The sequence below is a fragment of the Mesorhizobium sp. L-8-10 genome (genome assembly GCF_016756635.1).
Classification (GTDB): Bacteria; Pseudomonadota; Alphaproteobacteria; order Rhizobiales; family Rhizobiaceae.
Map to the genome: position 1 here is coordinate 1,885,671 of NZ_AP023263.1, position 24,130 is coordinate 1,909,800.

Here is a 24,130-nt window from a genome sequence, read left to right on the forward strand (position 1 = left end):
TCCAGTTTGCGATTTAAGGAACCAGTTCACGTATAAGGAACCGGTTCGCGAATTACGGCACATCGACACCAGCATCTCATCGGCGCACCAAGCTGGTGTGCTACATACTATAGTTGATAAACTTATAGTGTGTAAATTGGAACCAGTTTGTGCATGGACATGCGCAAATTGGTCGGCCGGAACTTCGCCCGGCTGCGTCGGGAGAAAGGCCTGACGCAGGAGGACGTCGAAGCGCGATCCGGCTTCAGTCAACAGTATCTCAGCGATCTCGAACGCGGAAAGCGAAATCCGACCGTGATCACGCTCTATGAGCTCGCTCAGGCGCTCGGCGTAAGTCATGTCGACCTCGTCGTGCCCCACGACTCAGAGGAGTAGGCGCTGGGCGCCGCCCGAGCGGGACACGAACACCATTCGTTGGAGTCAGGATACGAGCCAGACGACGACTGGCCCCGCCCGGATAGTCCGGGCGGGGCTTCGCGGTGGCTCAGTCGCCGTTGCGGCGAGTCGGGCGGGACCAGATGAGGCTGTAGCCCTCGCCGTCCTCATCCTCGATGAGGTTGGCGTAGATCGGGGCGGTGAAGCTTGGGTCGTCGAGCTTGAGGCCCAGGTAGTTGCGGCCCTCGTTGGACTGCTTGGCCCAGCCGGCGCCGATCTCGACACGGCCGACGAAAACCCGGTGGCTGGGGGCGTTCTCGCTGCTGGAGCGGGTGTCGGGAGCGATGCGGACTTTCTTGGCCTGGAGGGAAAGGGTGACGATTTCGCCGGTGAATTCGTTGTCGGACTTCTTGAAGGTGCCGATGGTGGCCATGGTAGTTCTCCTTGATTTCTGGCTCGAGCCCACACCATTGCGGCCTCGATGGCGATCGTCCGGCCGGAGGCGATCGGCGGCGCACCCCGAAGGGGCTCGACAGCAAGGGAGGAACTATCTTGCTTCGCGAGGAATCCCGGCCTTGGCCGGGAGGGGAAGATAGTTTCGACGGCGCTGTTGCGCCTTAGGCGATCGAGGCGAAGCCGGCCTTCGGCCAGATCAAGCCAGGAGCGAGGCCGTATTGGAGCGGTCGACCAGTTGGAGAGGAACCACGGAGAACCTGGCCACTTCGATCTGCCGGGCAAATCCGGCCGACACGTTCACGGCACCGGCACCCTCCCCATACCGGCATTTGTCCGCATCCCGTCCGACGCGTCAGGGCGTGACGCCTTGCACCATCCCCGCTTCAACGCTCATGTCGGGAGCGATGCTGCCGCAACGTCGGGACACCGGCGCTGAAATTGCCAGGCGGATGCGGGTCGACGCCGCGATTCCCCGGCCGGCCATCACCCTCAACCTCTTCGAGAACGAGACCATGGGAAGGTGGTCCGGCGTTCGGGTCGCCTGATCGGCGCAGCTCACGGGGCTCGCGCAGTCCCCTTCGCGGTCGGTTCGGGCGTGGCCATCATGATCAGCCGCATGAACGCCGTGATGCCGACCGCGATCGCGCCGACAGTGGCGAAGATAATCTGCCAGGTGTCCGACGGTGTGGTGAGCTTCAAGATGCCGAAGGTGGCGTGATAGCCGGCGACGGCCGCCGGTGCGACGAAGGCGAGGATGATGATCAGCTTGATCCAGGCGGGCCGGGCGAGGAGGAGCAGGAGCTGGAACAGGCCGAAGGTCATGGCCGCCGCGATGGCGCCGACGATGACGGCGCCGGGGATGCCGGCGCCGGTTTCATGCGCCCAGGCGGCGAGGGTGATGCCCGCGAACAGCGGCAGGGCGAAAACCGCGAGGTTGAAGAGCAGCCAGCAGAGCGCGGCAATGCCGGCGAGCGTAGCGAGAATGGCGAGGATGATCATGGTGGTGGTCTCCGTGAGCAATGTCGGATGGTCGCGCCCGCCACCACCACCTTAAGGGCGCAAATCAAAGTATAGTCTCTGCGGAGCGAGGTGCAAATCGCGCTCGCCGGAAGTCCGTTCGTGTGGGGGGCGCTCACGCGCCACCCCGCTTGCGGAAGTCGTAGGCGTTGATGCCGAGTTTCCTCGCCTTGTCGGCGAAATTGTTCTGGATGCCGGTGCCCGGGAAGACAATTAGGACAGCTGCAACGATAACCGCTACGCTATGGCCGACCGCCGCGGTTTGATTGTGTAATTCCATTCTGGATGGAATTGGTCGCCGGTGATATCGAGGGTCGCCATCTCGGCAGCCGAGACCTTCACGCCCTTCTCATAGGTGGTGGCGTCGAGCGCGCACTCGACCTTGAGCCCGGTCTTGGTCGTGGTCGCGCCGATCAACTCGACCACGGCGAGGCGATCCGTCAACGGACGGCCGCGCCAATTCTGCGTGATGTGGCAGAACAGTCGGTGCTCGATCTTGTTCCACTTCGACGTGCCCGGCGGATAGTGATGGACGTGGACGACAAGCCCGGTCTCGTCGGCGAGCTTCTGCAGTTCCACCTTCCACAGCCGCACGCGCGCCCCGTTGGAGCCGCCGCAGTCGGCGGTGATCGTCAGCGCGCCGGCCGAGGGATAGCGCTGGCGGCCCATGCGCTCGAGCCACGTGCGGATCGAGTGGACCGCGAACTCGGCGGTGTCGGCGGTGATGCCGACGCTGACCCAGCCCTCGTTGGCGGCCACGTCGTAGACGCCGTAGGGGACGACCTTGCCAAGCGTCGTGTCGACGAAGTCGTGCACCTTGACGCGCTGCGGGTCGCCCTTCGGGCGATAGTCGCTGCCGCCATTCTTGAAGGCGCCGACGAGCTCTTTCTTCTTTGTATCGACGGAGATGACGGGCTCACCGGCCGCCTGCGCGGCGACCACCTTGGCGTTGATGTGCGCGAACTGGGCATCGCGGTCGGGATGGTGCGCGCCTTCATCCGTCTTGCGGTTAAGCTGGCGCGAGAAGCCGAGCTTGACAAGCAGCTTGCGCACGCTGTTGGGGCTGATCGCATGGCCCATGTCGCCAAGCGCGCGCGCCAGCTTGTCCAGGCTCTTCGACACCCACAACAGAGGCCGCTCCGGATCACCCAAGGTCGCCGGCTCAACGAGGCGCTCAAGGTCGGCAAGCAGCGTCGGATCGCGCGCCGTCAACGGCCGCGGGCCGCCGCCTTCTCGGCGCACCCGACCGCGCGGCGGCGCCGCGTCGAGGTCTTTCAGCCCGCGCCCGATCGTCGAGCGGGCCAGCCCTGTGATCTCCGAGACCGCCGCCAGCCCACCCCGGCCCGCAGCGCGCGCCTCGCTGGCGGCGAACACGCGCCGGCCGCGCTCGTCGCGCTTCGAGCCGTCCGCCTCCCACCGCTGCTGGATCCCGCGCCGGTCGATCATGTCGCTACCGCTAGCGCGCCTCGCTCCGGCAGGGAATCCCTGCCGGGTGAGTCACACCGCCGCAGGTCGAGACAACCGACCGATTCAATTATCGTTGCAGCTGTCCTTACCCCGATCGGCAGCACGTCCAGCATCGCGTCGTTGCGCTTGAACGGTGCGGCGCGGCCGTGCCTGGCCCAGTCGGGGGCGAAGCCGATCTGCGGCACCTTGCGATTGTCGGCCCATTTGGCGGCGATCAGTTCGGCGCCCTTGGGCGACTTGCCGTGGATCAGCACCATGTCGGGGTGCTTGGCGTGGACCTTGTCGAGCACATCCCAGACCAGGTGATGATCGTTGAAGTCGAGGCCGCCGGTTAGGGCGATCTTCGGACCGGCCGGGAGCATGACCTCGCTGTCGGCCTTGTGCCGGGCGGCGAGGAAATCGCGGCTGTCGATCATCGCCGAGGTGAGGTGCCGGTGGTTGACCATCGACCCGGTGCGCGGACGCCAGGCCGAGCCGGTGTGTGTCTCGTAGTGGTCGGCGGCCTGGTCGCGCATCAGTTCGGCGGCGTCGCGCCGTTCGATCATAGTCTTGGCCTGGGCAGTGAGGTTCTCGAGTTCGACCGCTTTGATCTCGGTGCCGTCCTGTTCCCGCTGCAGCCGGCGCTGGGCCTGCTCGTTGTCGTCCAGCTGCCGCTCGATCCTGAGCACGGCGCGGTGAAAGACGTTGGTGACGGACCAGAGCAGGTCGTCGAGGTCGGGCTCGAGGCGCGTGTCGCCGAGCGTGACGATGAGGGCGTCGAAGATGTCTGCTACGGCGCCGGCGACGTGATCGGCTTCGGGAAGCGGTCGCGGGTCGGGCTCTTCCGCATGGGGACGCCAGCCATAGAGTTGGAGTTCGGTCAGGACGTGCTCGGTCGGAGAGGCGGTGTGGTGAGGTTCGGTGTCGTCGTGCTCGCTCATGGGGATCTCCCGTCGGCTGGACCGCGACCCTCGCGGCCTTCATGGCGACGAATGCCCACGGGCGGGGCGGCCGGGCACCTGGAGCGGAGCGGAAGGCCGAAGCGTCAGCGGAGGATGGCGGAGGCCGGCTATTTTGGCTCGCGATGGAAAGGCGTGGCTGCTGGTCGCTACTATTCGCCTGCAATCCCGCGCCGCCGGAAAATAGTCGGCCGCCGCCATTGTCTGGCCGGCCCGTTTGTGGGCTCGATCGCCCTCTCGAAGGCCGGGTCGCGACCTCTTCCGGCGGTGCAGCGACCAGCGCGATGCCGACGGCACGAAACGCCGCACCATTCCCCTGCCGGTTCATGCCGCCCGTTCCAGGAAGCGGAAGCGATCCCTGCGCACGAGCTGGTCTGCGATCAACGCGCGGAGAGCGGTGAGACCGAAATGGCGAAGGTCTTCGTTGAAGTCCTCCATTGCCGGCGACAGCACGATTGCCTCGATACCCGCTTCCATCGCCCGCTCGACCAACGTGTCGCGCGCACCATCGCCGGCCGGATCGTTGTCGCGGATGACATAGAGCCGCCGCAGCGTCGGCGGAAACAGGACGGAAGCGAGATGCGCGGCCGAGAGAGCTGCGGCCATCGCCATGTCGGGCAAGGCGCATCTGAGCGAAAGCGTCGTCTCGATGCCTTCGCCGGCCGCCATCACGCTGTCCGGCACGCCGAAGCGGACGGCGTGGCCGAGGAGGTCGCCCATCGCCCGCCGTGGGGTATCGACCGGGGCCTTGCCGATGCCGTCCGGAGCGAGCCAAGTGCGGTGCGCGCCCGTCAGTCGCCCGTCGAGGTCCCTGACGGCGGCGATCATCGCCGGCCAAGTCTCGGTCGGTCCGCCATCCTCCGGCCGATAGTAGCAGCGCGGATGGAACCGCAGCGATCCGGTTCCGCGTAAAGTCGTAATGCCGCGTTTGCGCAAATACGTCTCCACGACGGTGCCGACGATGGGCTTCGACATGGCGAGGAGCCGCGTGGCCGCTTCGGGCGATCCGACCTGTGCCGGCTGGCACGAGCGCTGTGGTGCTGGCCGGATCGGCGCGGGATCCGGCAAGGTCAGAAAGGCTCGCGCCTCGTCGGCGACGTCCTTGAAGTCGACCAGGCCGAGGGACTCGCGGATCACGTCGAGCAGGTCGCCGTGCTCGCCGGTCGCGGCGTCGGTCCATTTTCCTGGCGGCCCCTTCGTCGATGACACGAGCCGTACGAACATCGAGCGTCCGGGCGCATTCCGGACATCGCCGACAGTCCAATAGCTGCCCCGGCGCCGGCCGTTGGAGAGGTAGCGTCGGCAAACCGCCTCGGCGTGCTCGCCGAGACGGTGTGCGAGTTCGGAAGCATCGCGGCGCGGCATCAGGCGGCCTCCCGCTCGGCGATGCGCTCGATTGCGTAGCGGCCGAGCAGACGTTCGAGCACGGCCGGACCCTTGGCGTCGGTCGGCACGAACATCCTGAGCTTCCAGGAGATGATCTCGTGGAAGAGGCCATAGGCTGTGAGCCGCTCGCGCATGGTGTCGGTGAAGCCCGACAGTTCGATACGCCACATGCCCATGACGCGGGTGCGGCGGAGCTGTAGGCCCTCGGCAAGATCAAGACTCGTCCGGCCCTCCATCAGGGCGGCGAAGGCCTGCTCCGGCGAGAGCGTGGTGATGCCGGTGGCCGTGGCATTGGCGGCCCAAGCCGGCGAGACGCGGCGGCCGATGATGCGCTCACCGTCATCGGTCTGGAGACGATAGACGCGCGTCGACTCGTTCGACAGGCGCTTCCAGATCGGCAGCAGCAGGCCGGTGACCATATGCAGCACGGAGTCGGAGAACTCGGGCACCTCGCCGATCTCGGCCGTCCACGCCGCAGCGAACGCCTCGTGGCCGGCCTCGACCCAGCGGGTCTCGCCCATCGCCTTGAGCGGCATGTTCTGGGCATCCATCGGCCGGATGAGGCGGACGCGCCGTTCGATCTCGCCATCGTCCAGCATGACGCTGGTGGTAGGGATCTGCACGGCCGCGCGGCCCGACTGTTTGTTGATCAGCAGACTCGCGCGCGGATCGGCGAGATGATCGAGCGCGGCGTCAAGCGTGACCGGGCGGTTGCGGTTGCGCTCGGTGATCGTCAGCAGTCGGGTTTCCGCGCCGGTGCGCGGATGCGTGTAGATCACCTGCCGGTCGGTGACGACGAAGCTCTCGGCCCGCAGCGTCTCAAGCCCGGCATCATACGTGCCCGATGCGATTGCGCCCTCGATCCGCGCGGCCAGGAGCTGCTCGAACGCACCGAACAGCACGCCCTGCAGCTCGATCGTCAGCGCCAGCAGGCGGTTGAGGAAGGTGGTGATCGGCGGCAGTTCGTCCTTGATGCCATTGGCGTCCATCAGCTTCAGGCCGGTGGCCGCCTCGAAGCGCTCGAGCGAGCATCCCTCCACCTTGCCGCGCACGATCAGCAGATAGAGCTGGCGCAGCGCATCGCGGGCGTAGTGGCTTTCGAGATTGTCCTCGGGCCGGAACAGGCCCTGGCCGCCGGTCTGCCTCTGACCGCGCGTGATCGCGCCCAGCGTGTCGAGGCGGCGGGCGATGGTCGAGAGGAAGCGCTTCTCGGCCTTCACATTGGTGGAGATCGGCCGGAACAGCGGCGGCTGCGCCTGATTGGTCCGATGGGTGCGACCAAGACCCTGGATAGCGGTGTCGGCCTTCCAGCCCGCCTCGAGTAGATAGTGGACGCGCAGCCGCGTGTTCCTGGCCGAGAGTTCGGCGTGGTACGACCTGCCGGTACCGCCGGCGTCGGAGAACACGAGAACACGCTTCTGGTCATCCATGAAGGCCTGCGTCTCGGCGAGGTTTGCCGAGCCGGCGCGGTTCTCGACGACAAGGCGGTCGCCCCTGGGATCGGCATCTGACTTGCGGACGATGCGGCGCGAGCGCCCGGTCACCTCGGCCACCATGTCGGTGCCAAAATGCTGCACGATCTGGTCGAGCGCGCCCGGCACCGGCGGCAGGCTGGCAAGCCTGGCGATCAGCTCGTCGCGTCGTGCGGCCGCCTCGCGGCTCTCGACCGGCTGGCCGTCGCGATAGACCGGCCGCGACGACAGATTGCCCTCAGAATCCGTGAACGGCTTGTAGAGCTGGGTGGGGAAGGAATGGGCGAGATAGTCGAGGACGTATTCCCGCGGCGTGATGTCGACGCGGACGTCGTTCCATTCCTCGGTCGGTAGCTCGGCCAGGCGCCGTTCCATCAGCGCTTCGCCCGTCGAGACGATCTGGACGACCGCCGCGTGTCCCTCGTCCAGATCGCTGGTGATCGACCGGATCAGCGTCGGCGTCTTCATGCTGGTCAAAAGATGGCCGAAGAAGCGCTGCTTGGCGGCCTCGAAGGCGCTGCGTGCGGCAGATTTCGCCTGGGCGTTCAGCGTGCCGCTGCTGCCGGTGATGTTGGCCGCCTGCATCGCCGCATCGAGGTTGTTATGGATGATGGTGAAGGCGCCCGCATAGGCATCGTAGATGCGCACCTGCTCGGACGTCAGCTCGTGCTCGACCAACTCGTACTCGACACCGACGAAGGAGAGCGAGCGGGCGGTGTAGAGGCCGAGCGCTCTGAGGTCGCGGGCCAGCACCTCCATCGCGGCGACGCCGCCGGCCTCGATCGCCTCGACGAAATCGGCGCGGGTGGAGAAGGGAAAATGCTCGCTCCCCCACAGCCCGAGCCGCTGGGCATAGGCGAGATTGTGGACGGTGGTGGCGCCGGTGGCAGAGACATAGGTTATCCGCGCATCGGGCAACGCGTGCTGGAGCCGCAGGCCGGCACGGCCCTGTTGGGAGGCGGCGACTTCGCCACGTTCGCCCCTGGCACCGACGGCGTTCTGCATGGCATGCGCCTCGTCGAAGATGATGGCTCCATCGAAATCGGGGCCCAACCATTCGACGATCTGCTTGACCCGCGAAACCTTCTCGCCGCGGTCATCGGAGCGCAGCGTGGCATAGGTGGTGAACAGGATGCCTTCCGGCAGCGTGACCGGCTTGCCCTGCGGAAAGCGGCTGAGCGGCGTGATCAAAAGGCGCTCCATGCCGAACGCCGACCAGTCGCGCTGCGCATCCTCGATCAGCTTGTCCGACTTCGAAATCCAGACCGCCTTCCTGCGCCCGCGCATCCAGTTGTCGAGGATGATGGCGGCCGATTCCCGGCCCTTGCCGACGCCGGTGCCGTCGCCGATCATGAAGCCCTGCCGGAAACGGACCGCATCCTTGGCGTCGTCCGCCGCGGCACTTACCACGTCGAACGTGTCGTCGACCGTCCAGGCACCCGCGAGATATTCGGAGTGGGCCTCACCGGCATAGATGACGGTCTCGAGTTGTGCGTCGGAAAGCAGCGCGAGCACGTTGTTCGGCAGGCGCGGCCGATAGGTCGGTCTCGGTGGCGCCACCGAGGCCATGGCCGCCGATTGCACGAGCTGGGTCGGATGGGCCTGCGAGCCGGGAATACGGATCGCCTGAAGCGCGTAGTCTTCGTAGATGGCATCGGTGATGTGGCCACCGTCGGCCGCCTGCCAGTCGATGGCCTCATAGGCGAGGTCGACGCCTTCCGGTTCGGTGAGCGAAGTGCGGGGCGTCGCCCTCGCGGCGCGGGCAACATAGCCGCACACGGTGCGGGGCGCTGCAACGGCCGATGCCGGAGTTGGGACGGAAGGCATAGCGACCGGCAGCCGCGCCGGAACGTGCTCGCCGATCAAGTCGAGGAGTGTCGCGACGTCGGGGGCGACGCCGGGAGCGGCGGGAAAGGCGGCCGGATCGTTGGCCGGCAGCTTGTCGATAACGGTGAGCCGCGTCGGGAAGGTCGTGCCGTGCCTAGCATAGACCGAGCCGTCGATTGCCGCCGAGAATACGACACGACCGCGTTCCTGCAGCCGGGTGAAGGCCGAGGTCCAGGCCGGGACATCGGGGGCGAAATTTGCGCCGGTGATCGTCACCAGCCGCCCGCCGGGGGCGAGACGCGCCAGCGCCGAGGTGACATGGCGGAAGGCGGCGTCAGCCATGCGGCCTTCGACGTTTGCCATGACGGAGAATGGCGGGTTCATCAGAACGACGGTCGGGAGAACCCCCGGATCGAGGTGATCGTCGATCTGCGCGGCGTCGAAGCGGGTGGCCGGGACGGCCGGAAAGAGGTAGGAGAGAAGCCCGGCTCGCATCTCGGCCAGCTCGTTGAGGACGAGCGCGCCCCCGGCGATCTCGGCGAGGACGGCAAGCAGCCCGGTTCCGGCCGAAGGTTCGAGTACGCGGTCGCCCGGCGCGATCGCGGCGGCCGCCGTGGCAGCCAGGCCGAGCGGAATGGGCGTCGAGAACTGCTGGAAGGCCTGCGCCTCTTCGGAGCGGCGCGTGTGCGTCGGCAGAAGTCCGGCGATCTTCGATAATGCGGAAAGGCGCGCAGGCGGAGAAGCGGCTTTGCGGAAAAGCGCCTTTCCATATTTGCGCAGCAACAGGACGGTCGCGGCCTCGCAGGCATCGTAGGCCTGCTTCCAGTCCCAGGCGCCGGCGGCGTCGGAGGCGCCGAACCCGGCTTCCATCGCGGCGCGCAGCTTGGCCGCGTCGACGCGCTCGCCACGTTCGAGATGAGGGAGCAGAAGTCCGGCAGCGGCAAAGACCGCCCCGTCGGCATCGGTTTTGGCGCACGGGATCGACGCGGCAGCGAGCGCTGCCACGGATGTCGACATCGTTGTCATGGGAAGGAACCTCGAGAGAGCGGGACGGGAGCGAGCCGCGCGGCACTCTCTCTGGACCGCACCGGCTCAAACCCGTCCCGGCCGGCCTCTCCCTCGCGTCACGGCGCGGCCGTCACCGCACGCCACCAGGCGGGGCGGCGCATCGCTTCACGTCACACCGCCGCCCGTCCCTCGACGACGTCGGCGCCGACATCGTCGGCGGTCACCTCCTCGAGCCGGCCACTGCCGGTGCGGTTCTTCGTCAGCCACAGTTCGGCGGCTTCCCGGCTTTCGGCGAGATAGAGAAGCTCGACATTGTCGCCGACCGGGAGAAGCACCCGGACCATGCCGATGGCCGGCCGCTCGACGATCTCGTAGCGGAGATCGCTGTCGAGGCAGTGCTCCCGCAGCACGGTGACGAGGACGACGCTGCCGGCGGCGAAGCTGCCCTCGTTGAGGATGAGCGCGGCGGGCACACGATAGGTCGGCCGCTCTCGCGCCGGCTCCTTGCGGACCAGGCGGCCGAGGCCATTGCGCCGCTCCCAGGCCGCGAGCTTTTTGGTGAAGCGCGCCGGCGGCCTGGGCGTGCCATCCGAATATCGGATCAGTGCGCCGAGCGGCGCCGTGTCATAGACGATCTGGGGGGACATGGATGCTCTCCTGAAAGGGGAAAAATGGCCCGGCAGGACGTCGGGCCACGGTGAGTGAAGGGAGGACCGGGCGGTCGAAACCGCCCGGTCGGTGAGGCTATTCGGCAGCGACGGCCTGGACCGTGCCTTCGTCAGCGGCGGCCGAACCGTCCTCGTCGTCGGCGGCGAGGAATTCGGGCAGGCTCTCCTCCTCATCCGCGACCGGCTGATCGGCGGGCATGTCATCGACGATCAGGCGCAGCGGCTCTGGAAGCCAGCCGGTGTCGGCCAGCAGGCGTTCGGCTTCCTTCGCCATGTCGCCCTTCTTGAGGTGGTCGATCAGCTCGGCGGCGCGATCGCCCGCCCCCTCGCGCACGGCTTCGAGGATGCGCGGCTTGGTGACGCGGCCGAGATAGTTCTCGACCGTCGGCTTCCAGCCGGCTTCCACCATGTCGAGTTCGACAGCGCGAGCGAGACGATCGGCCTCGGCGAGACGCTGCTGGACGCCGTGCACGGTGACGGTGCCGCCACCGTAGCGATCGGCCTTCTCGTAGAGGACGTTGACCCCGAAAGCCGCGCAGTGCGCGAAGAGCGCCGCCTGCTCGGTACCTTCGAGAGAGATCAGCCAATCCCAGAGGGCGGCCTCGTCGGTCGGCATGCGCGCCTCCCATGCCTTGTGGCGTTCCTCGATGGCCTGCGCCGCCGGGGTGTCCTTCAGGCCCGGCGCTTGCAGGGAGAAGCCGGTGTTGCGCACCGAGACTTCCATGGCCGGGCTGTAGGAGATGTAGCGGGAGAAGACGTCCCGGCAGAATTTGTGCAGCACGGCCAGGAACGCGACGGACGGGTTGTTTGCCAGCCTTTCGCGCAGTGCAAGCGTCCGCTCGGCCGTCAGCTCCGTCACCAGGCGTTCCGGCAGCGGCTTGATGACGTCGCCTTCGTCGTCATCCGTATCCGTCGGCTGGCTGCCGATGGTGATGACGGTGCGCCGGGCCGAAGGATCGACATCGGCATCAATGCCGTCGATGTCGGCGTCGCCACCGCTCCCGGAGCCGTCGCCCCCGACGGCCGCTTCAGGCTCATCCTCGGGACGGACATAGCCGCGATCGACGACGAGTTCGCCGCCGCGGTCGAGGCTGAGGAAGACGCCGGCGCGGGCGATCTCGTCCGGATCGAAAGTGACGGGGTGGTTCTCGAAGGTGTCGAGGGCGGCCTCGATCTCCGCGAGACGCCGATCGACCTCTTCGGGCAGATCGTCGGCCTCCGCGTATTCCGATTCGAGATCGTCATACTCGTTGCGGAGTGCCTCGCGGGCCGCCCGTTCCTCCTCGGTGAGGTCCTGCGTCGTGCCGGTGAGCTTGCGCAGGCCGTTGACGTGGCCGTAGGGGAGTTCGACCGAAGCGTCGATCCACTTCCAGCCGTGGCCGGCAATCTCGTCGGCCATCACCTTCAGCTTCTCGTCAACCAGCCGGTCGAGCAGGGAGACGTCCTGCAGCCAGCCGTCATTGTCGCGGGAGAAGAGATCGCGCAGGACTGCGCCGCCCGCTGCCTCATACGCTTCAAGGCCGATGAATCGGGCGCGCTTGTCGGACGCCGGGACGGTGGTTTCGGTCAGCATGCGCCGGATCTGCCACGGCTCCTTCTGCCAGGAGTTGCGGATGCTCTCCCAGACCTGCTCCTGACGGGCATGGTCGGGATTGACGGTGAAGGCCATCAGCATCTCCAGCGTAATGCCGTCCTCGGCATAGACGTCGAGCAGCACGGGAGAGACGGTGGCAAGGCGAAGCCGCTGCCTGACGACCTGAACCGTGGTGAAGAAGGCCGCCGCGATCTCCTCTTCGGTCATGCCCTTGTTGCGCATGTCGAAGAAGGCGCGGAACTGGTCGAGGGGATGGAGCGCCACGCGCTGGGTGTTCTCGGCCAGGCTGTCGTCCTCGGCAAGGATTTGTGTGGAGGGATCGCGGACGACGCAGGGCACCGGCGCGGTTTTGGCGAGACGCTTCTGCTTCACGAGGATTGCCAGGGCCTGATAGCGGCGGCCGCCGGCCGGTACCTCGAACATACCGGTCTCGTTGCCGTCGGCATCGAGCACTGGGCGGACATTGAGGCTCTGGAGGAGCGTGCCGCGGCGAGCGATGTCCTCCGCCAGTTCCTCGACCGAAACGCCGGCCTTTACGCGCCGGACATTCGACTGGCTGAGAACGAGCTTGTTGAAGGGGATGTCGCGCGAGGGCGACAGGGTGAGTTTCTGAGCGGCAGTAGCCATCTGGGTAGTCTCCGCGACGGGCGCCGAGAGCCTCTCTCTCCGCTGTCAACCCGTCGCGAAAACCCAGCCCCTCTCTCACTCTCCGGACAGTGCGATCGGCTTCCTGTGACTGAAACCCACCGCCCCGGGAACCGCGTGCGGATAAAGCTGAGCACCGTCAGGCCATCCGACAAGCAATCAGATTTCGCCTCGGGCGCGCAGACTGACCTCCCGGCCAATGCCGACGATGATGTGGTCATGCAGCGTCACACCCAGCACCTTGCAGGCCTTCTGAATCTCCTTTGTCATCGCGAGGTCGGCCGCCGAGGGTTCGGGATCGCCGGCCGGATGATTGTGGACGATGATCAGCGCGGTCGCGTTCAGCGCAAGGCTTCGCCGCAGCACTTCCCGGGGATAGACCGGGACATGATCGACCGTGCCGATGGCGAGGCATTCATCGGAGATGAGCCGGTTCTTCCGGTCGAGATAGAGGACATGGAAGCGCTCCACCTCGCCACGGATGGTGAGGGCGCAATAGTCCAGAACTGCCTGCCACGAGGAGAGGACCGGGTTCTGGTTGAGGTGTCGCAGCAGGATCTGACGGGCCTCATAGACGACCGCCTGCTCCTGAGCCGAGAACCGGAGAGGCTGCGATTCGATGGTGAGTTTCCTGTGATGTCGAGTCATTTTGGTTTTCCCCGACGCGTAGCCGGCCGGGCGCCGGGACTTTCGCCGCGTCACGGCGAGAAGCGCCGACCTCTGCCTCAGAGAGAGCGGCGCAGGATCGCAAAGCCGGAAAGCCGGACCTCAGGCTTTCCGGCTTTCTGGGTCGCTGGGATTCTGGGATGGCCCGGCATCGCCGCGGGCGCGGGCATAAAGAATGCGCTCGGCCGCGCGTATGCTGCCAGCCTCTCTTGCCGCCTCAGCCCAGACAGAGATCGGGAAATCCCCGGCAAAGAGCAGGTCCCGCTCGATCCCCATGCCGAAGGGCAACCGGATGGACTTCATTTCCTCCAGCGAGAAACTGCCAAGCTCCGGATAGCCGATATCGGCGAGACCGAACATGATGTCGCCGTCCGGATCCAGCTCGGTCGCGAGCCAGACGCCTTCGCCGAACGGGTTGAAGAATTTCGCGACCGCCCTCCTGTCGATGATGTCGGCGTCGACCGCGGGGCTGTCGGCATCCGGAAGGAACGACAGGATCCAGTCCGCCGCCTTGCTGGCCTGCGAAGCGGCACGGACGAGTGCGCGGGAATCCTCGCGCATGACATCGAGCCAGGAGCCGATGTAATCTGCGTGGCGCACGGTCGGGACGATGCCGAGCGATGCGCAGCAGAAAGCCGAAATCTGTTCGGCGATCATCTCTTCGAAGGCGTATTTCTTCGAGCCGAAGGACCCGGAGAGATCGCGGTTGAGCCGGCTGTGATGGCCGCTGGCGTGACCGATTTCATGAAGTGCGGTCCGATGCCAGTTGATCGGCTCGAAGTAGGTTTGCGGCGGCGGTACGACCACATAGTCGTGGGCGGGAACGTAGAACGCCTTGTCGCCGCCGATGCGGAAGTCGATGCCGGTGGCCTTGATCAGCGCCTCGACCTTCGGCTCGATCAGGCCGGGTGGCGGCGGCGGGATGGTGACGGCGATATCGTCGGGCAGCCCCTCGCATTGCGCCGTGTTGAAGACGGTGAAGCGTTTGAGGAACGGGATAGCCTGCGCCTCTTCGCCGGTCTCGCGGGCACGCTTCTTCTCATCCTCGGGAACGAATCGGTCGGCATAGACGACGGTGGTGCCGCGCTCGCCCTTGCGGACATTGCCGCCAAGGGAAAGGGCCTGCCGGAAAGTGAGCCAGCCCTGGCCGGGAAAGCCGTGCTGGACGACGGCTCCCCAGAGCAGAAGGATGTTGATGCCGCTGTAGCTTCGGCCCGTGCTGGCATTCCTGGGCAGACCGAGCGGGGCTTTTGCCGCAGACGTACCCCAGGGCTGCACCCAGGGCACACGGCCGGCTTCCAGCTCGGCGATGATCTTGCTGGTGATTTCGTCGTACAGGTTCGTCCGGTCCGAGCCGGCACGTGGGGAGCGATCATTTCTGGACATCGCGGTTCTCCGAGACGGACGCCGGAGACCTCTTCTCCGACCCTCAACCCGTCACGGCAAACCCGTCCGCACTCTCACTCTAGGGGGCGTTGCGGGGCAGGCTGTGCCAAAACGTCAGCCGTCGGATCCGCAGCGCCTGCCAGGTGGAGCCGAAGCGAAGCGCCGCCTCGCGTCAGCTCGGGGTAACAACCCTCGTTCCGAATGTGTTCGCGGCGTGTAGGATGTTGAAGGCTAGGATCGACAGCGCCGCCTCCGCCTTTACCGCCCTAAGTCCTCTAGTTAGGAACCTTCCGCCACCCGACATTCGCTTTATGGTGCCGAATGGATGCTCGACCGTGCATCGCCTGATCGTCATCAAGCTGGGATTGGCATGGATTCGGGCCTCCATGCGATCGAGGGCACCTTGATCGACAAGCCGGTGAATTGTGCGCTGGGCTCCCGGCGTGCATCTCGGCTTCAACGCACAGGTCGCGCAGGCCGAGGTACGGTAGCGCATCGCCCGATTGCGAGTATGGATTCCGGACGGGCGTAGAGTTTGCCCGCCGGGGCAACGGATCGTGTCGCTGTCCTCGTCGTAGAGGAACTGTACCGGTCGAAAATGTTCGGAATTCATCGCGCCGCGCTTGATCGGCGCAGCGACCTCAATGTTCTCGCGTTCGCAACGGGCGACTTCTTCGGCGTTTGAGTAGCCGCCGTCGGTCAACACCTGGAGCTGATCTACCTCCAGCACGGCCTTAGCCGCGACTGACATCGGATGAAGAAGGTGGCTGTCGTTCGCGTCACTGTAGACGTCATGGTGGACGATCAGCCCACTCGCAACGTCCACGACGCTTTGCAGATTGTACGAGGGAAGCTTCGGCGCGTGGGCATACCCCATCGGTTTGGCCTCCGGCTCGCCAAACACGAGTACCTCCTCGTCCCGCCGATCGAGTTCTTGCTGTCGCCTGGCCAGCCGGTCCTTCCGACGCTGCAGGGAGGCAATGGCGGACTTGAAGCCTTCGCGGTGCAGTGGTTGATCATCAAAGCCTCGCGCGACGGTCTCGTCGATTATGTCCAGGCGGTCGAGATAATAGGCGATCTCTTTTTCGGTATGCGCGATATCGCGCGCGAGCCGCTCCGCCCCGGCGATGTTCTTTGGACTGGCGACCGCTCGCATCTTGGTGCCGTCGAGTGCGACCGACCGGCCGCCTACCAAATTCTGCTCGCGACAGAACAGCACGAACGCGGCGCTGGCGGCGACGATCGCGTCGGGATAGTCGTGCCGGAAGGCGGCAATGGTCCGATAGTCCGGCGCGAGTTGCCGCATCAGCCAAATTGCTTCAAGGTCGCGCTTGCAGGAGCGCTCCAGATGTCGCGATGAACGGGCTTGATTGAGGTAGCCCCAGATATACAGTCGGAGCATGTCGCTGGGATGATAGCCTGGTCGTCCGGTCGAGGCCGCAATGGCGCGTGTGAAGCCAAGCTCAATCATATCCAGGCTGTCGACGAAAGCATCGACGACGCGGACGAGCGCGTCAGACCCAACATAGTCATCGACACATGGGGGAAGCAGATTGGCCTGATCTCGCCCTATTCCCTCAATGAAGCTCATAGACACCTCGGCAAAGCAGATCAGAAGAGTCTGATTCTACACTTGTTTTCTCATAGGGAAAGGCTTTGTATTCGGTCTCGAATAACTACACAGAGGCAGTACCGAGACACCTCGCCGACCTCCAAACTTCCGAGAAAAGGTGGTTTCCTGCCCTTCGGCACTTTGGGCGACGAACCTGCGAAAGATGTCATTCAAACAGTCTTCGCACTTCGACGGGACGCGCCTGAAGTCAGCCACAGGCCCGACTTTTCCGTTTGCTGAAAGTGGATATTACGAAGATGAAACTTTAGGTCGCGCCCGCACCGGCTCAAGGCATTGGAATCGCGCCAACCTAACGTCGGGACCCGGTTACAGTCAGCGGACCATGGCGGGTGCCTGACTAAAGTGGGTTATCTTTGGAAAGGTCTGCGGCGCTTCCGGTATCCATTGCCGTGCCGCCTGTAGCCTTGGTGTCCGGTCCCAAGGCGCCTTACTCGCGATGCTCTTGCGCCTGTTGCAAGCCCGATACCTCGTAAGTCCATACTCGGAACGCCTTCAGAATATGCGGGCCGAAGGAGTTGACGAGCGGTATGTCGGTCGCGTCGCGGCCGCGCGCAACAATGATTCTGCCGATCCGAGGGACGTTGTTGCGCGGGTCGAATGTGTGCCATTCGCCATCGAGGAAGACCTCCATCCATGCGCTGAAATCCATCGGATCGATGACCGGGACGCCGATGTCGCCGAGATGACCGTTGACATATCGCGCGGGGATGTTGAGGCATCGGCAAAACGCGACCGCCAGATGCGCGAAGTCGCGGCAGACGCCGACGCGCTCGTTGAACGCCTCGAAAGCCGTCCGTGTCGAGCGGGCCTGCATGTAGTCGAAGCGGATGTGGCTGTGGACGAAGTCGCAGATCGCCTGCACGCGACCCCAGCCGGGCGGGATTGTGCCGAACAGGTCCCATGCAATCTGGCTGAGGCGGTCAGTCTCGCAGTAGCGGCTTCCCATAAGGTAGACGAGGCAATCGTCGGGCAGATCCGCGACCGCAAGCTCACGCGCGTCTGGCACCACACAGTCCAGCTCTCCGTCATCCCAGATCGTCGCATCGCCCCACATGGTCAGGTCGCCGGCAGGCGCGACCAGCCTCCGGCAGCGGTTGCCGAGCAGATCTCGGTAGGTCGATACGGGTACATCGGGCGTGGTGAACGTCGTCTCCGGCACCCTGATGTCGGGGGCACGGTCGTCGTGAACCGAGAGCAGGCACACCAGAGCAGTCGGCTGCTGGCAGGTCAACGTGATCTCGTAGCCATAGCGGATCAGCATTGACTTGTGCCTCTACCGGAAATCGGCGGCGGTAAGCGTATAGGAGGTTTGGCGGCGATGGGAGTAGGCCTCGCGCGCGACATCGTGGATCGAACTGCGCGCCGTATCGAAAGCCGTCAGGCAGTCGGCTTCGGACAGTTGCGTCTTGCCGGGTTTTGCCAGCGCTGAGGTCTCGACAAAGAATGGCACCTCGAACATGCCGTCATGCCCGATGAAGCGAACGGCGTTGCGCACTTCGTCAAAGCTGCGGCTCGGATTGGGAAATTCGAGCGTCACCGTCGGCATTCCTCTGCCGTACTTGGTGCGGTCCGGATGCCTGCCATCGGGCCGCCTCCATCTCGGCGGCGCGCTTCGTTGCGGCGATTGAGCGACAGCATGCCGTCGGTCGCAACACGCTGAGTCAGCCCGATCATCGTGTTGCCGTCGATGCGGGCCGGAACCCCCGTGAAGACATGGTAGACGGTCCAGGAGCGATCCGCCTCGACACGTCGGCCATAGTGAAGATCCGGGGAGTCATGGCCGTGCGCGCCGCCCTCGTTTTCCCATCTGTCGATGGCGAAGTCCGCGGTCTTGCGTGTCTGCTCCGGGTAGCTGTTAGGGGCGTTCATGGTCGTGTCCTTTCTCCGTTCGGCACGTCGGCTTCGAGCGCGCCGGCATAGATCCAGCGCCGTCCCGATCGGTAATCGTCATGGCGTCGGGTCGTTGCGGCATGTTGAGCGGCATCGCCTTCCTTGCCCCGCAGGAGCATCACAGATTCAGTTCTTGCCCTTGCCGCGGGGTCCGTTGGCATTTGCGGCAACCTTGATCTGGTTCCCGAAGCTGCTTTCCGGCTTTTGTGGGGCCTTCTCCTGTTTTGGCTTTCTGATCTCGCGATTGCTTCGTTTCTGGCCCTTAGCCATGTCCGAACGTCCTTTCGATGAGAGTTGCGCCACTGCCGGATTGCGACATGTCGACCGGCTCGAGGCTGTCCTGCGTTGTTACCCGCTCATAACGTTCGTCATCGTTGCGGATGCGATATTGCAGCGAATCTCCCCGTGGTGGCAGCGTGCCGGTGATGTGGTAGATATCGGCGGGCAATGCTGGCCTGACGAAACCGCCCTTGAGCCGTACAGCCTGCCCGATCGTGAAGAGATGTGCAGGAGCTTCTTGCCGGGCGGGTCGGCTCGCGCGCCGGATGGGACTTGTTGATATCATGACTGTTGGTGATCCTTTTCGAGAGCGGCGTCGAGATCCGCAGGATCGATCGGCGCCATCTGATGTGTCTGGCCATCAATGCCGATGGCGGGCAGGTGGATGAAGGCGCCTACACGTCTCCAGGCGAGGCGGGAGGATACCTCCAGAAGCTCCTCATCCTGGTCTACGCGATAGTCACCGGCAGGCTGCGCGGCGTCGAAGCCGGGCAGCGTAAAGGGTGCGGAGAACCGGACGATCTTGTGTGTGGTGCGCGTTGTCATGGTCGATACCTCCGCAGAAGCACGCGACGGCGCTTCCTGCATATTCCCATTCGAACCGGAATGAATGTCCGTGCTGCCAGTACATCCGTGGTCAGCGGCGGGTTCATTCCTGGGTTCGAACAGAGCGATATGCGCGCCGGGGTCGGCGCTTGATGCATTCGCTATCGAGAATTCGGTGGTGAATGGCGGGTCTCTGACACCGCTAGAAGCCAAGTCGGCCAAATCAACGAGATTCACATATGGGATTTATCCACCTACTAAGCAAGGGTCACATGGATCTTATTTTATATGGAACTGAACAATTGCCCTTTCCATAAAAATAAAAATCCCTGAGAAGGCAGGAAATGCCTATTGAAAACAACAAATATCGTATCGATAGATGCGATCTGATTTCCAGAATTACGTTCTTTTAAAAGAAATACAGTTAGCACTCCTATCATTCGAGTGCCAAGGTCGCTATGTATCTGAGGTGGCCGCCCTATGCGCGGCCTCAGAAAGAACCCCCATGAAATTTCGGCCCCTGCATGACCGCGTCGTCATTCGACGTGCGGAAGGCGAGCTCACATCCAAAGGCGGCATCATCATCCCCGACACGGCGAAGGAAAAGCCGCAGGAAGGGGAGGTGATCGCCGTCGGACCCGGCTCCCGCGACGAAAGCGGCAAGCTGATACCCCTCGATGTCAAGGACGGCGATGCGATCCTGTTCGGCAAATGGTCCGGTACCGAGGTGAAGATCGACGGCGAAGATCTCCTGATCATGAAGGAGAGCGATATCTTGGGCATCGTCGAGAAGACCGTAACGGCCGCCAACAAGGCCGCCTGATCTCCGATCCCGCATCTCAGAACCGAACTGGAGCCGACATCATGTCTGCCAAGGAAATCAAATTCTCCACCGATGCGCGTGACCGCATGCTGCGTGGCGTCGAACTGCTGAACAACGCCGTCAAGGTGACTCTTGGGCCAAAAGGCCGCAACGTCGTCATCGACAAGGCCTATGGCGCACCGCGCATCACCAAGGACGGCGTCACCGTCGCCAAGGAGATCGAGCTTGCCGACAAGTTCGAGAACATGGGCGCGCAGATGGTGCGCGAAGTGGCCTCCAAGACCAACGACCTGGCTGGTGACGGTACGACGACGGCGACGGTGCTCGCCGCCTCGATCCTGCGCGAGGGCGCCAAGCTGGTTACCGCCGGCATGAATCCGATGGATCTGAAGCGCGGCATCGACCTGGGCGTCGCTGCCGTCGTCAAGGAGATCCAGGCGCGCGCCAAGAAAGTCAAATCCTCCGAAGAGATCGCGCAGGTCGGCACCATCGCGGCCAATGGCGACGCCACCGTCGGCGAGATGATCGCGAAGGCGATGGACAAGGTCGGCAATGAGGGCGTCATCACGGTCGAGGAGGCCAAGACCGCCGAGACGGAACTCGACGTTGTCGAGGGCATGCAGTTCGATCGTGGTTATCTCTCCCCCTATTTCGTCACCAATGCCGAGAAGATGCGCGTCGAGTTGGAGGAGCCCTATATCCTCATCCACGAGAAGAAGCTCGGCAACCTGCAGGCCATGCTCCCGATTCTGGAAGCCGTGGTGCAAAGCGGCAAGCCGTTGCTGATCATATCCGAAGATGTCGAGGGTGAGGCACTCGCCACGCTCGTCGTCAACAAGCTGCGCGGCGGGCTGAAGGTAGCGGCGGTCAAGGCTCCGGGCTTCGGCGACCGCCGCAAAGCCATGCTGGAGGATATCGCCGTGCTGACCGCCGGCCAGATGATTTCCGAAGATCTTGGCATCAAGCTTGAGAACGTCACACTCGATATGCTCGGCCGCGCCAAGCGCGTGGTGATCGAGAAGGACACGACCACGGTAATCGACGGCTCCGGCGACAAGGCCGGCATCGCGGCGCGTATCAGCCAGATCAAGACGCAGATCGAGGAAACAACCTCCGATTACGACAAGGAGAAGCTGCAGGAGCGGCTGGCGAAGCTCGCCGGCGGAGTCGCCGTCATCCGGGTCGGGGGCGTAACCGAGACCGAGGTGAAGGAGAGAAAGGACCGCATCGACGATGCGCTCAACGCCACCCGCGCTGCGGTCGAGGAAGGTATAGTGCCGGGCGGCGGCGTGGCGCTGCTGCGCGCCAGAGCGGTTCTGGCCTCTCTGACAGGTGACAATGCCGACATAACCGCAGGCATCTCCATCGTGCTCAGGGCGCTTGAGGCTCCGATCCGGCAGATCGCCGAGAATGCCGGCGTCGAAGGCTCGATCGTGATCGGCAAGCTGACGGACAGCAAGGACCGCAACCAGGGTTTTGACGCTCAGACCGAAACCTATGTCGACATGATCAAGGCCGGGATCGTCGACCCGGCAAAGGTCGTGCGGACTGCCCTGCAGGATGCCGGCTCGATCGCGGCGCTCCTGATCACCGCGGAGGCAATGATCGCCGACATTCCAGCGAAAGATCCCATGCCAGCAGCCGGAAACGGCGGAATGGGTGGAATGGGATACTGAGAGCAGTGCCTGAACCGTTCGGTCGGCGCGGCCGGACAAAGCAATCCTCACCACAATCTGGAAGGAAGACCTCCATGGCTACACAGAGCACGACGAAACCATCTTTCTCCCGTCGGTGGGAAGACTATCAGCCTTCGAAGACCATGCTGGTCTGGGCATGCATCGCGGCGGTGATCGCCACGATCGTCGTCGGCTTCAGCTGGGGCGGCTGGGTAACCGGCGGCACTTCGCAAAATATGGCGAAAGCGGCTGGCGACACGGCGCGCGGAGAGCTGGCATCCGCCATATGCGTTGAACGGTTCAACGCGGCGCCGGATTCCGCAGCGAAACTTGCCGAGTTCAAGGCGATACCGGACAGCTTCAAGAAGCGGCAGTTCGTTGAAGCCGGTGGCTGGGCGACGATGCCGGGACAGACATCGCCCGATAGGCTGGGTGCGCAGGCATGCGCCACCGCTCTTTCCGCTTGAGGCCAAGCCGATTTCCAAACGGCGCTCGGGCAAACGCCGGAGCGCTTCAATTCGCTGACCAGAGGAGCGTGAACCATGATCTCGTTTGTGAAAAAGCCGGATCCGCAGCAACCGGCTGAGGACGTCGACGACAATCGCTTCGAGCAAATCCGGAAGGCAGCGGCTGAACGGCATCGCAAGTCGGATACCGACGGAACGCGCCGTCGAGCACGCCAGACGGCTGAAGACAACCGTCTCATATGAGAGAGCTGCGGCGACCATCCCGCGGACAGGTCAAGGTGCCCGCTGCTTGCCGGTGAGGCTTTGGGTAGCGGGTGAAGGACATTGAGCATCTGAGCCCTTCAAGCAGAGCCCAATCGGCGTGGATGTCGATTGGGAATTCCGCTGCTGCTTGCCGTGATCATCGAACCGTTGGAGTCTGAATATTGTTGACGAACGCCGTCGCATCGATGTCCCGGAACGAAGTCTGCAAGCGAGCCTGGCCCAGGATCCTGTCCGAATATCGGAAACCTCACAGAGGCCGCAGCCTGTTCGAACTGGCGGTGACGCTTGTCCCGTTCGTGAGCCTTTGGGCGCTTGAGGCGATTGCTATCCACAATGGTTTCTGGTGGGGCGTCTTTTTGACCATCCCGGCCGCGGGCTTCCTGCTTCGCCTGTTCATCGTCGACAGCCTTCGCTGCGTGAAGCTGGTCCTGTGGGACGAGTTCAGCCGGCGCCTCATCTCGTTTCGCGAGGCACGCCAAGCAACACCACCAAGGTAGCGTCGGGCAACATCACGTTGCCATGAGTAGCCGCCTCCGCGGACAGAAATCCGATTTATCGGCGTGGGATCGAAGCCGACCAGCAGCCATGAGGAAGGCGTCGACGGCCTGCGGCCTCGAAGCGAGGCAGTGAGAATCGTTCTAATCTTGGGTCTCAGTGAATCGTGCTCGCACCATCTACAGGGTGAATACGATTCAGGATTGCGACCATCTCTTCGGCGTCACGCATCTGCATCCCGGTCGTCTGTCGGCTGCCGACTTCAGCGGGGCGTCCCGTGAAGGCATCGAAGACCGTCCAGGTCCCATCCGTGTCAATGCGTCGGGCGTAGCGACTGGTCGTCGGTTTGAGGCTGCTCATGATACCTTTCGACGGTAGCGATGCACGACGGGTCAGAACGTTACACGGCTTGCGGCATGCCCAATGATCAGTGCTGGCGCTCATGCCGAAGCGCCTTTTCGACGCTGTTCTGCTCCTCGCCGTCGTCGGGGCGGTTCAATGTGACGGTGCAACGGATCAGGAAATTCCAGTTCGGGCCGTGCTCGATGATGAGATGCAAGTCGGTGATCTCCTCGAAATAGTGCTCGACGCTCTTCGGCCCTTCGTCGGTGCTATAGTCGATGACGGCCTTCCAGCGTTTGTCCGCATGCAAGGTGAAGACATTGCTCATGCGGAAATCCTGCGCCCGGCCGTCATCAGAAGGTGATGCTGGTCAGCACGATATAGAGAAGCGTGCCGGTCACGCTGCCGACCATGAGGACGAGCAGCCAAGCGGACGGATCGGCATTCAGCCGGGCGAGAAATCTCACGCGGCGGCCTCATCGTGTGGGTGGGGAAGGAGCGTGAGAGGAGCAGTCCCATTCTCGGCTTCCCACTCGCTCAGCGCATTGCCGATGAACTTGGCCATACTGCTCACGGGAATGCCTAGCTTCAATGCGTCACCTGCCGTGAAGGCGGCCAGAAGGCCGGCCTCCTCGCTCACGCCATGCTGGAACTCCCTGACCAGCGGGGCGGCGAGGCGCTTCGCGTCGAGGCTCTCGGCCGAGATCGCATTGCGTGTGCAGGCGTCTGCATGGAAGCGCATGATCATGTTCATATCCGCCGATGTCAGATGCTGTTGCTGCTGGGGAACGGAAGACATGACGTCCTCCT

Annotated in this window: 25 protein-coding genes and 1 pseudogene; 6 read left to right on the top strand and 20 right to left on the bottom strand. The window is 64.2% G+C overall.

From position 1 onward, the window contains the following. The first annotated feature begins 153 nt into the window (after positions 1–153). Positions 154–375: a helix-turn-helix domain-containing protein gene (locus JN280_RS08775; RefSeq protein ID WP_202311512.1), complete on the top strand. Its 222-nt coding sequence runs from the start codon at positions 154–156 to the stop codon at positions 373–375. Between the two features lie 109 nt (positions 376–484). Here JN280_RS08775 and JN280_RS08780 read toward each other — a convergent pair whose 3' ends face one another. The 17 genes and pseudogenes from JN280_RS08780 to JN280_RS08855 all read right to left on the bottom strand — a co-directional run bounded on the left by JN280_RS08780 (position 485) and on the right by JN280_RS08855 (position 19,253). Beyond that, positions 485–808 (bottom strand): DUF736 domain-containing protein, encoded by a 324-nt coding sequence (locus JN280_RS08780; RefSeq protein ID WP_202311513.1) that lies wholly within the window; start codon positions 806–808, stop codon positions 485–487. Between the two features lie 578 nt (positions 809–1,386). Further along, entirely contained in the window at positions 1,387–1,830 is a 444-nt protein-coding gene (locus JN280_RS08785; protein WP_202311514.1) for a hypothetical protein, read from the bottom strand. A 255-nt stretch (positions 1,831–2,085) separates the two neighbouring features. Further along, positions 2,086–3,294, bottom strand: coding sequence for an ISAzo13 family transposase (locus JN280_RS08790; RefSeq protein ID WP_202307379.1), 1,209 nt, complete (start codon positions 3,292–3,294; stop codon positions 2,086–2,088). Further along, complete coding sequence (locus JN280_RS08795) at positions 3,291–4,235, bottom strand: DUF2493 domain-containing protein (protein WP_202311517.1); 945 nt, start codon at positions 4,233–4,235, stop codon at positions 3,291–3,293. Before JN280_RS08795 ends, JN280_RS08790 begins: the two co-directional genes overlap by 4 nt. Before the next feature lie 342 nt (positions 4,236–4,577). Then, positions 4,578–5,618 (bottom strand): DUF7146 domain-containing protein, encoded by a 1,041-nt coding sequence (locus JN280_RS08800; protein WP_202311518.1) that lies wholly within the window; start codon positions 5,616–5,618, stop codon positions 4,578–4,580. Further along, entirely contained in the window at positions 5,618–9,964 is a 4,347-nt protein-coding gene (locus JN280_RS08805) for a strawberry notch family protein (RefSeq protein WP_202311519.1), read from the bottom strand. Before JN280_RS08805 ends, JN280_RS08800 begins: the two co-directional genes overlap by 1 nt. Positions 9,965–10,116: 152 nt before the next feature. Continuing rightward, positions 10,117–10,593 (bottom strand): hypothetical protein, encoded by a 477-nt coding sequence (locus tag JN280_RS08810; protein ID WP_202311520.1) that lies wholly within the window; start codon positions 10,591–10,593, stop codon positions 10,117–10,119. Positions 10,594–10,690: 97 nt separating this feature from the next. Then, entirely contained in the window at positions 10,691–12,835 is a 2,145-nt protein-coding gene (locus JN280_RS08815; RefSeq protein ID WP_202311521.1) for a ParB/RepB/Spo0J family partition protein, read from the bottom strand. A 177-nt stretch (positions 12,836–13,012) separates the two neighbouring features. Next, positions 13,013–13,501, bottom strand: a complete 489-nt coding sequence (radC, locus tag JN280_RS08820) for a RadC family protein (protein WP_202311522.1) — start codon at positions 13,499–13,501, stop codon at positions 13,013–13,015. Positions 13,502–13,621: 120 nt separating this feature from the next. Continuing rightward, entirely contained in the window at positions 13,622–14,905 is a 1,284-nt protein-coding gene (locus tag JN280_RS08825) for a zincin-like metallopeptidase domain-containing protein (protein WP_202311523.1), read from the bottom strand. Positions 14,906–15,077: 172 nt separating this feature from the next. Next, the gene (locus JN280_RS08830; RefSeq protein ID WP_202311524.1) at positions 15,078–16,496 is read right to left on the bottom strand and encodes an IS1182 family transposase; all 1,419 of its coding nucleotides are present in this window, start codon (positions 16,494–16,496) and stop codon (positions 15,078–15,080) included. Between the two features lie 469 nt (positions 16,497–16,965). After that, positions 16,966–17,799 (bottom strand): transglutaminase-like domain-containing protein, encoded by an 834-nt coding sequence (locus JN280_RS08835; protein WP_202311525.1) that lies wholly within the window; start codon positions 17,797–17,799, stop codon positions 16,966–16,968. A gap of 12 nt (positions 17,800–17,811) precedes the next feature. Further along, positions 17,812–18,075 carry a DUF1488 domain-containing protein gene (locus JN280_RS08840; protein WP_202311527.1) on the bottom strand — a complete coding sequence of 88 codons (264 nt, stop codon included), beginning with the start codon at positions 18,073–18,075 and terminating at the stop codon, positions 17,812–17,814. Continuing rightward, positions 18,072–18,407 carry a hypothetical protein gene (locus JN280_RS08845; RefSeq protein WP_202311529.1) on the bottom strand — a complete coding sequence of 112 codons (336 nt, stop codon included), beginning with the start codon at positions 18,405–18,407 and terminating at the stop codon, positions 18,072–18,074. The genes JN280_RS08840 and JN280_RS08845 overlap by 4 nt, the downstream gene beginning before the upstream one ends. Before the next feature lie 147 nt (positions 18,408–18,554). Further along, positions 18,555–18,698, bottom strand: coding sequence for a hypothetical protein (locus JN280_RS08850; RefSeq protein ID WP_202311531.1), 144 nt, complete (start codon positions 18,696–18,698; stop codon positions 18,555–18,557). Beyond that, positions 18,694–18,993, bottom strand: a pseudogene (locus JN280_RS40100) (hypothetical protein); the annotation flags it as partial. The pseudogene JN280_RS40100 and the gene JN280_RS08850, both read right to left, overlap by 5 nt. Further along, a complete protein-coding gene (locus JN280_RS08855; protein ID WP_202311533.1) occupies positions 18,990–19,253 on the bottom strand; it encodes a hypothetical protein in 264 nt (87 codons plus the stop codon). The gene JN280_RS08855 and the pseudogene JN280_RS40100, both read right to left, overlap by 4 nt. A gap of 505 nt (positions 19,254–19,758) precedes the next feature. On the opposite strand from JN280_RS08855, the gene JN280_RS08860 reads away from it, so the two are divergent. The 5 genes from JN280_RS08860 to JN280_RS08880 all read left to right on the top strand — a co-directional run bounded on the left by JN280_RS08860 (position 19,759) and on the right by JN280_RS08880 (position 22,980). Next, positions 19,759–20,076 carry a co-chaperone GroES gene (locus JN280_RS08860; RefSeq protein ID WP_202311535.1) on the top strand — a complete coding sequence of 106 codons (318 nt, stop codon included), beginning with the start codon at positions 19,759–19,761 and terminating at the stop codon, positions 20,074–20,076. Positions 20,077–20,117: 41 nt separating this feature from the next. Then, positions 20,118–21,752 carry a chaperonin GroEL gene (gene groL / locus JN280_RS08865; RefSeq protein WP_202311537.1) on the top strand — a complete coding sequence of 545 codons (1,635 nt, stop codon included), beginning with the start codon at positions 20,118–20,120 and terminating at the stop codon, positions 21,750–21,752. A gap of 74 nt (positions 21,753–21,826) precedes the next feature. After that, positions 21,827–22,219 (top strand): hypothetical protein, encoded by a 393-nt coding sequence (locus tag JN280_RS08870; RefSeq protein WP_202314649.1) that lies wholly within the window; start codon positions 21,827–21,829, stop codon positions 22,217–22,219. Between the two features lie 75 nt (positions 22,220–22,294). Continuing rightward, entirely contained in the window at positions 22,295–22,462 is a 168-nt protein-coding gene (locus tag JN280_RS08875) for a hypothetical protein (protein ID WP_202311540.1), read from the top strand. A gap of 185 nt (positions 22,463–22,647) precedes the next feature. Continuing rightward, positions 22,648–22,980: a hypothetical protein gene (locus JN280_RS08880; protein WP_202311542.1), complete on the top strand. Its 333-nt coding sequence runs from the start codon at positions 22,648–22,650 to the stop codon at positions 22,978–22,980. 154 nt (positions 22,981–23,134) lie between these two features. On the opposite strand, the gene JN280_RS08885 is transcribed toward JN280_RS08880, so the two are convergent. The 3 genes from JN280_RS08885 to JN280_RS08895 all read right to left on the bottom strand — a co-directional run bounded on the left by JN280_RS08885 (position 23,135) and on the right by JN280_RS08895 (position 24,119). Beyond that, positions 23,135–23,338, bottom strand: a complete 204-nt coding sequence (locus JN280_RS08885) for a hypothetical protein (RefSeq protein ID WP_202311544.1) — start codon at positions 23,336–23,338, stop codon at positions 23,135–23,137. 67 nt (positions 23,339–23,405) lie between these two features. Beyond that, positions 23,406–23,648, bottom strand: a complete 243-nt coding sequence (locus JN280_RS08890) for a hypothetical protein (protein WP_202311546.1) — start codon at positions 23,646–23,648, stop codon at positions 23,406–23,408. 135 nt (positions 23,649–23,783) lie between these two features. Then, on the bottom strand, positions 23,784–24,119 hold the full coding sequence (locus tag JN280_RS08895) for a hypothetical protein (RefSeq protein WP_202311548.1): 336 nt from the start codon (positions 24,117–24,119) through the stop codon (positions 23,784–23,786). Positions 24,120–24,130 lie beyond the last annotated feature (11 nt).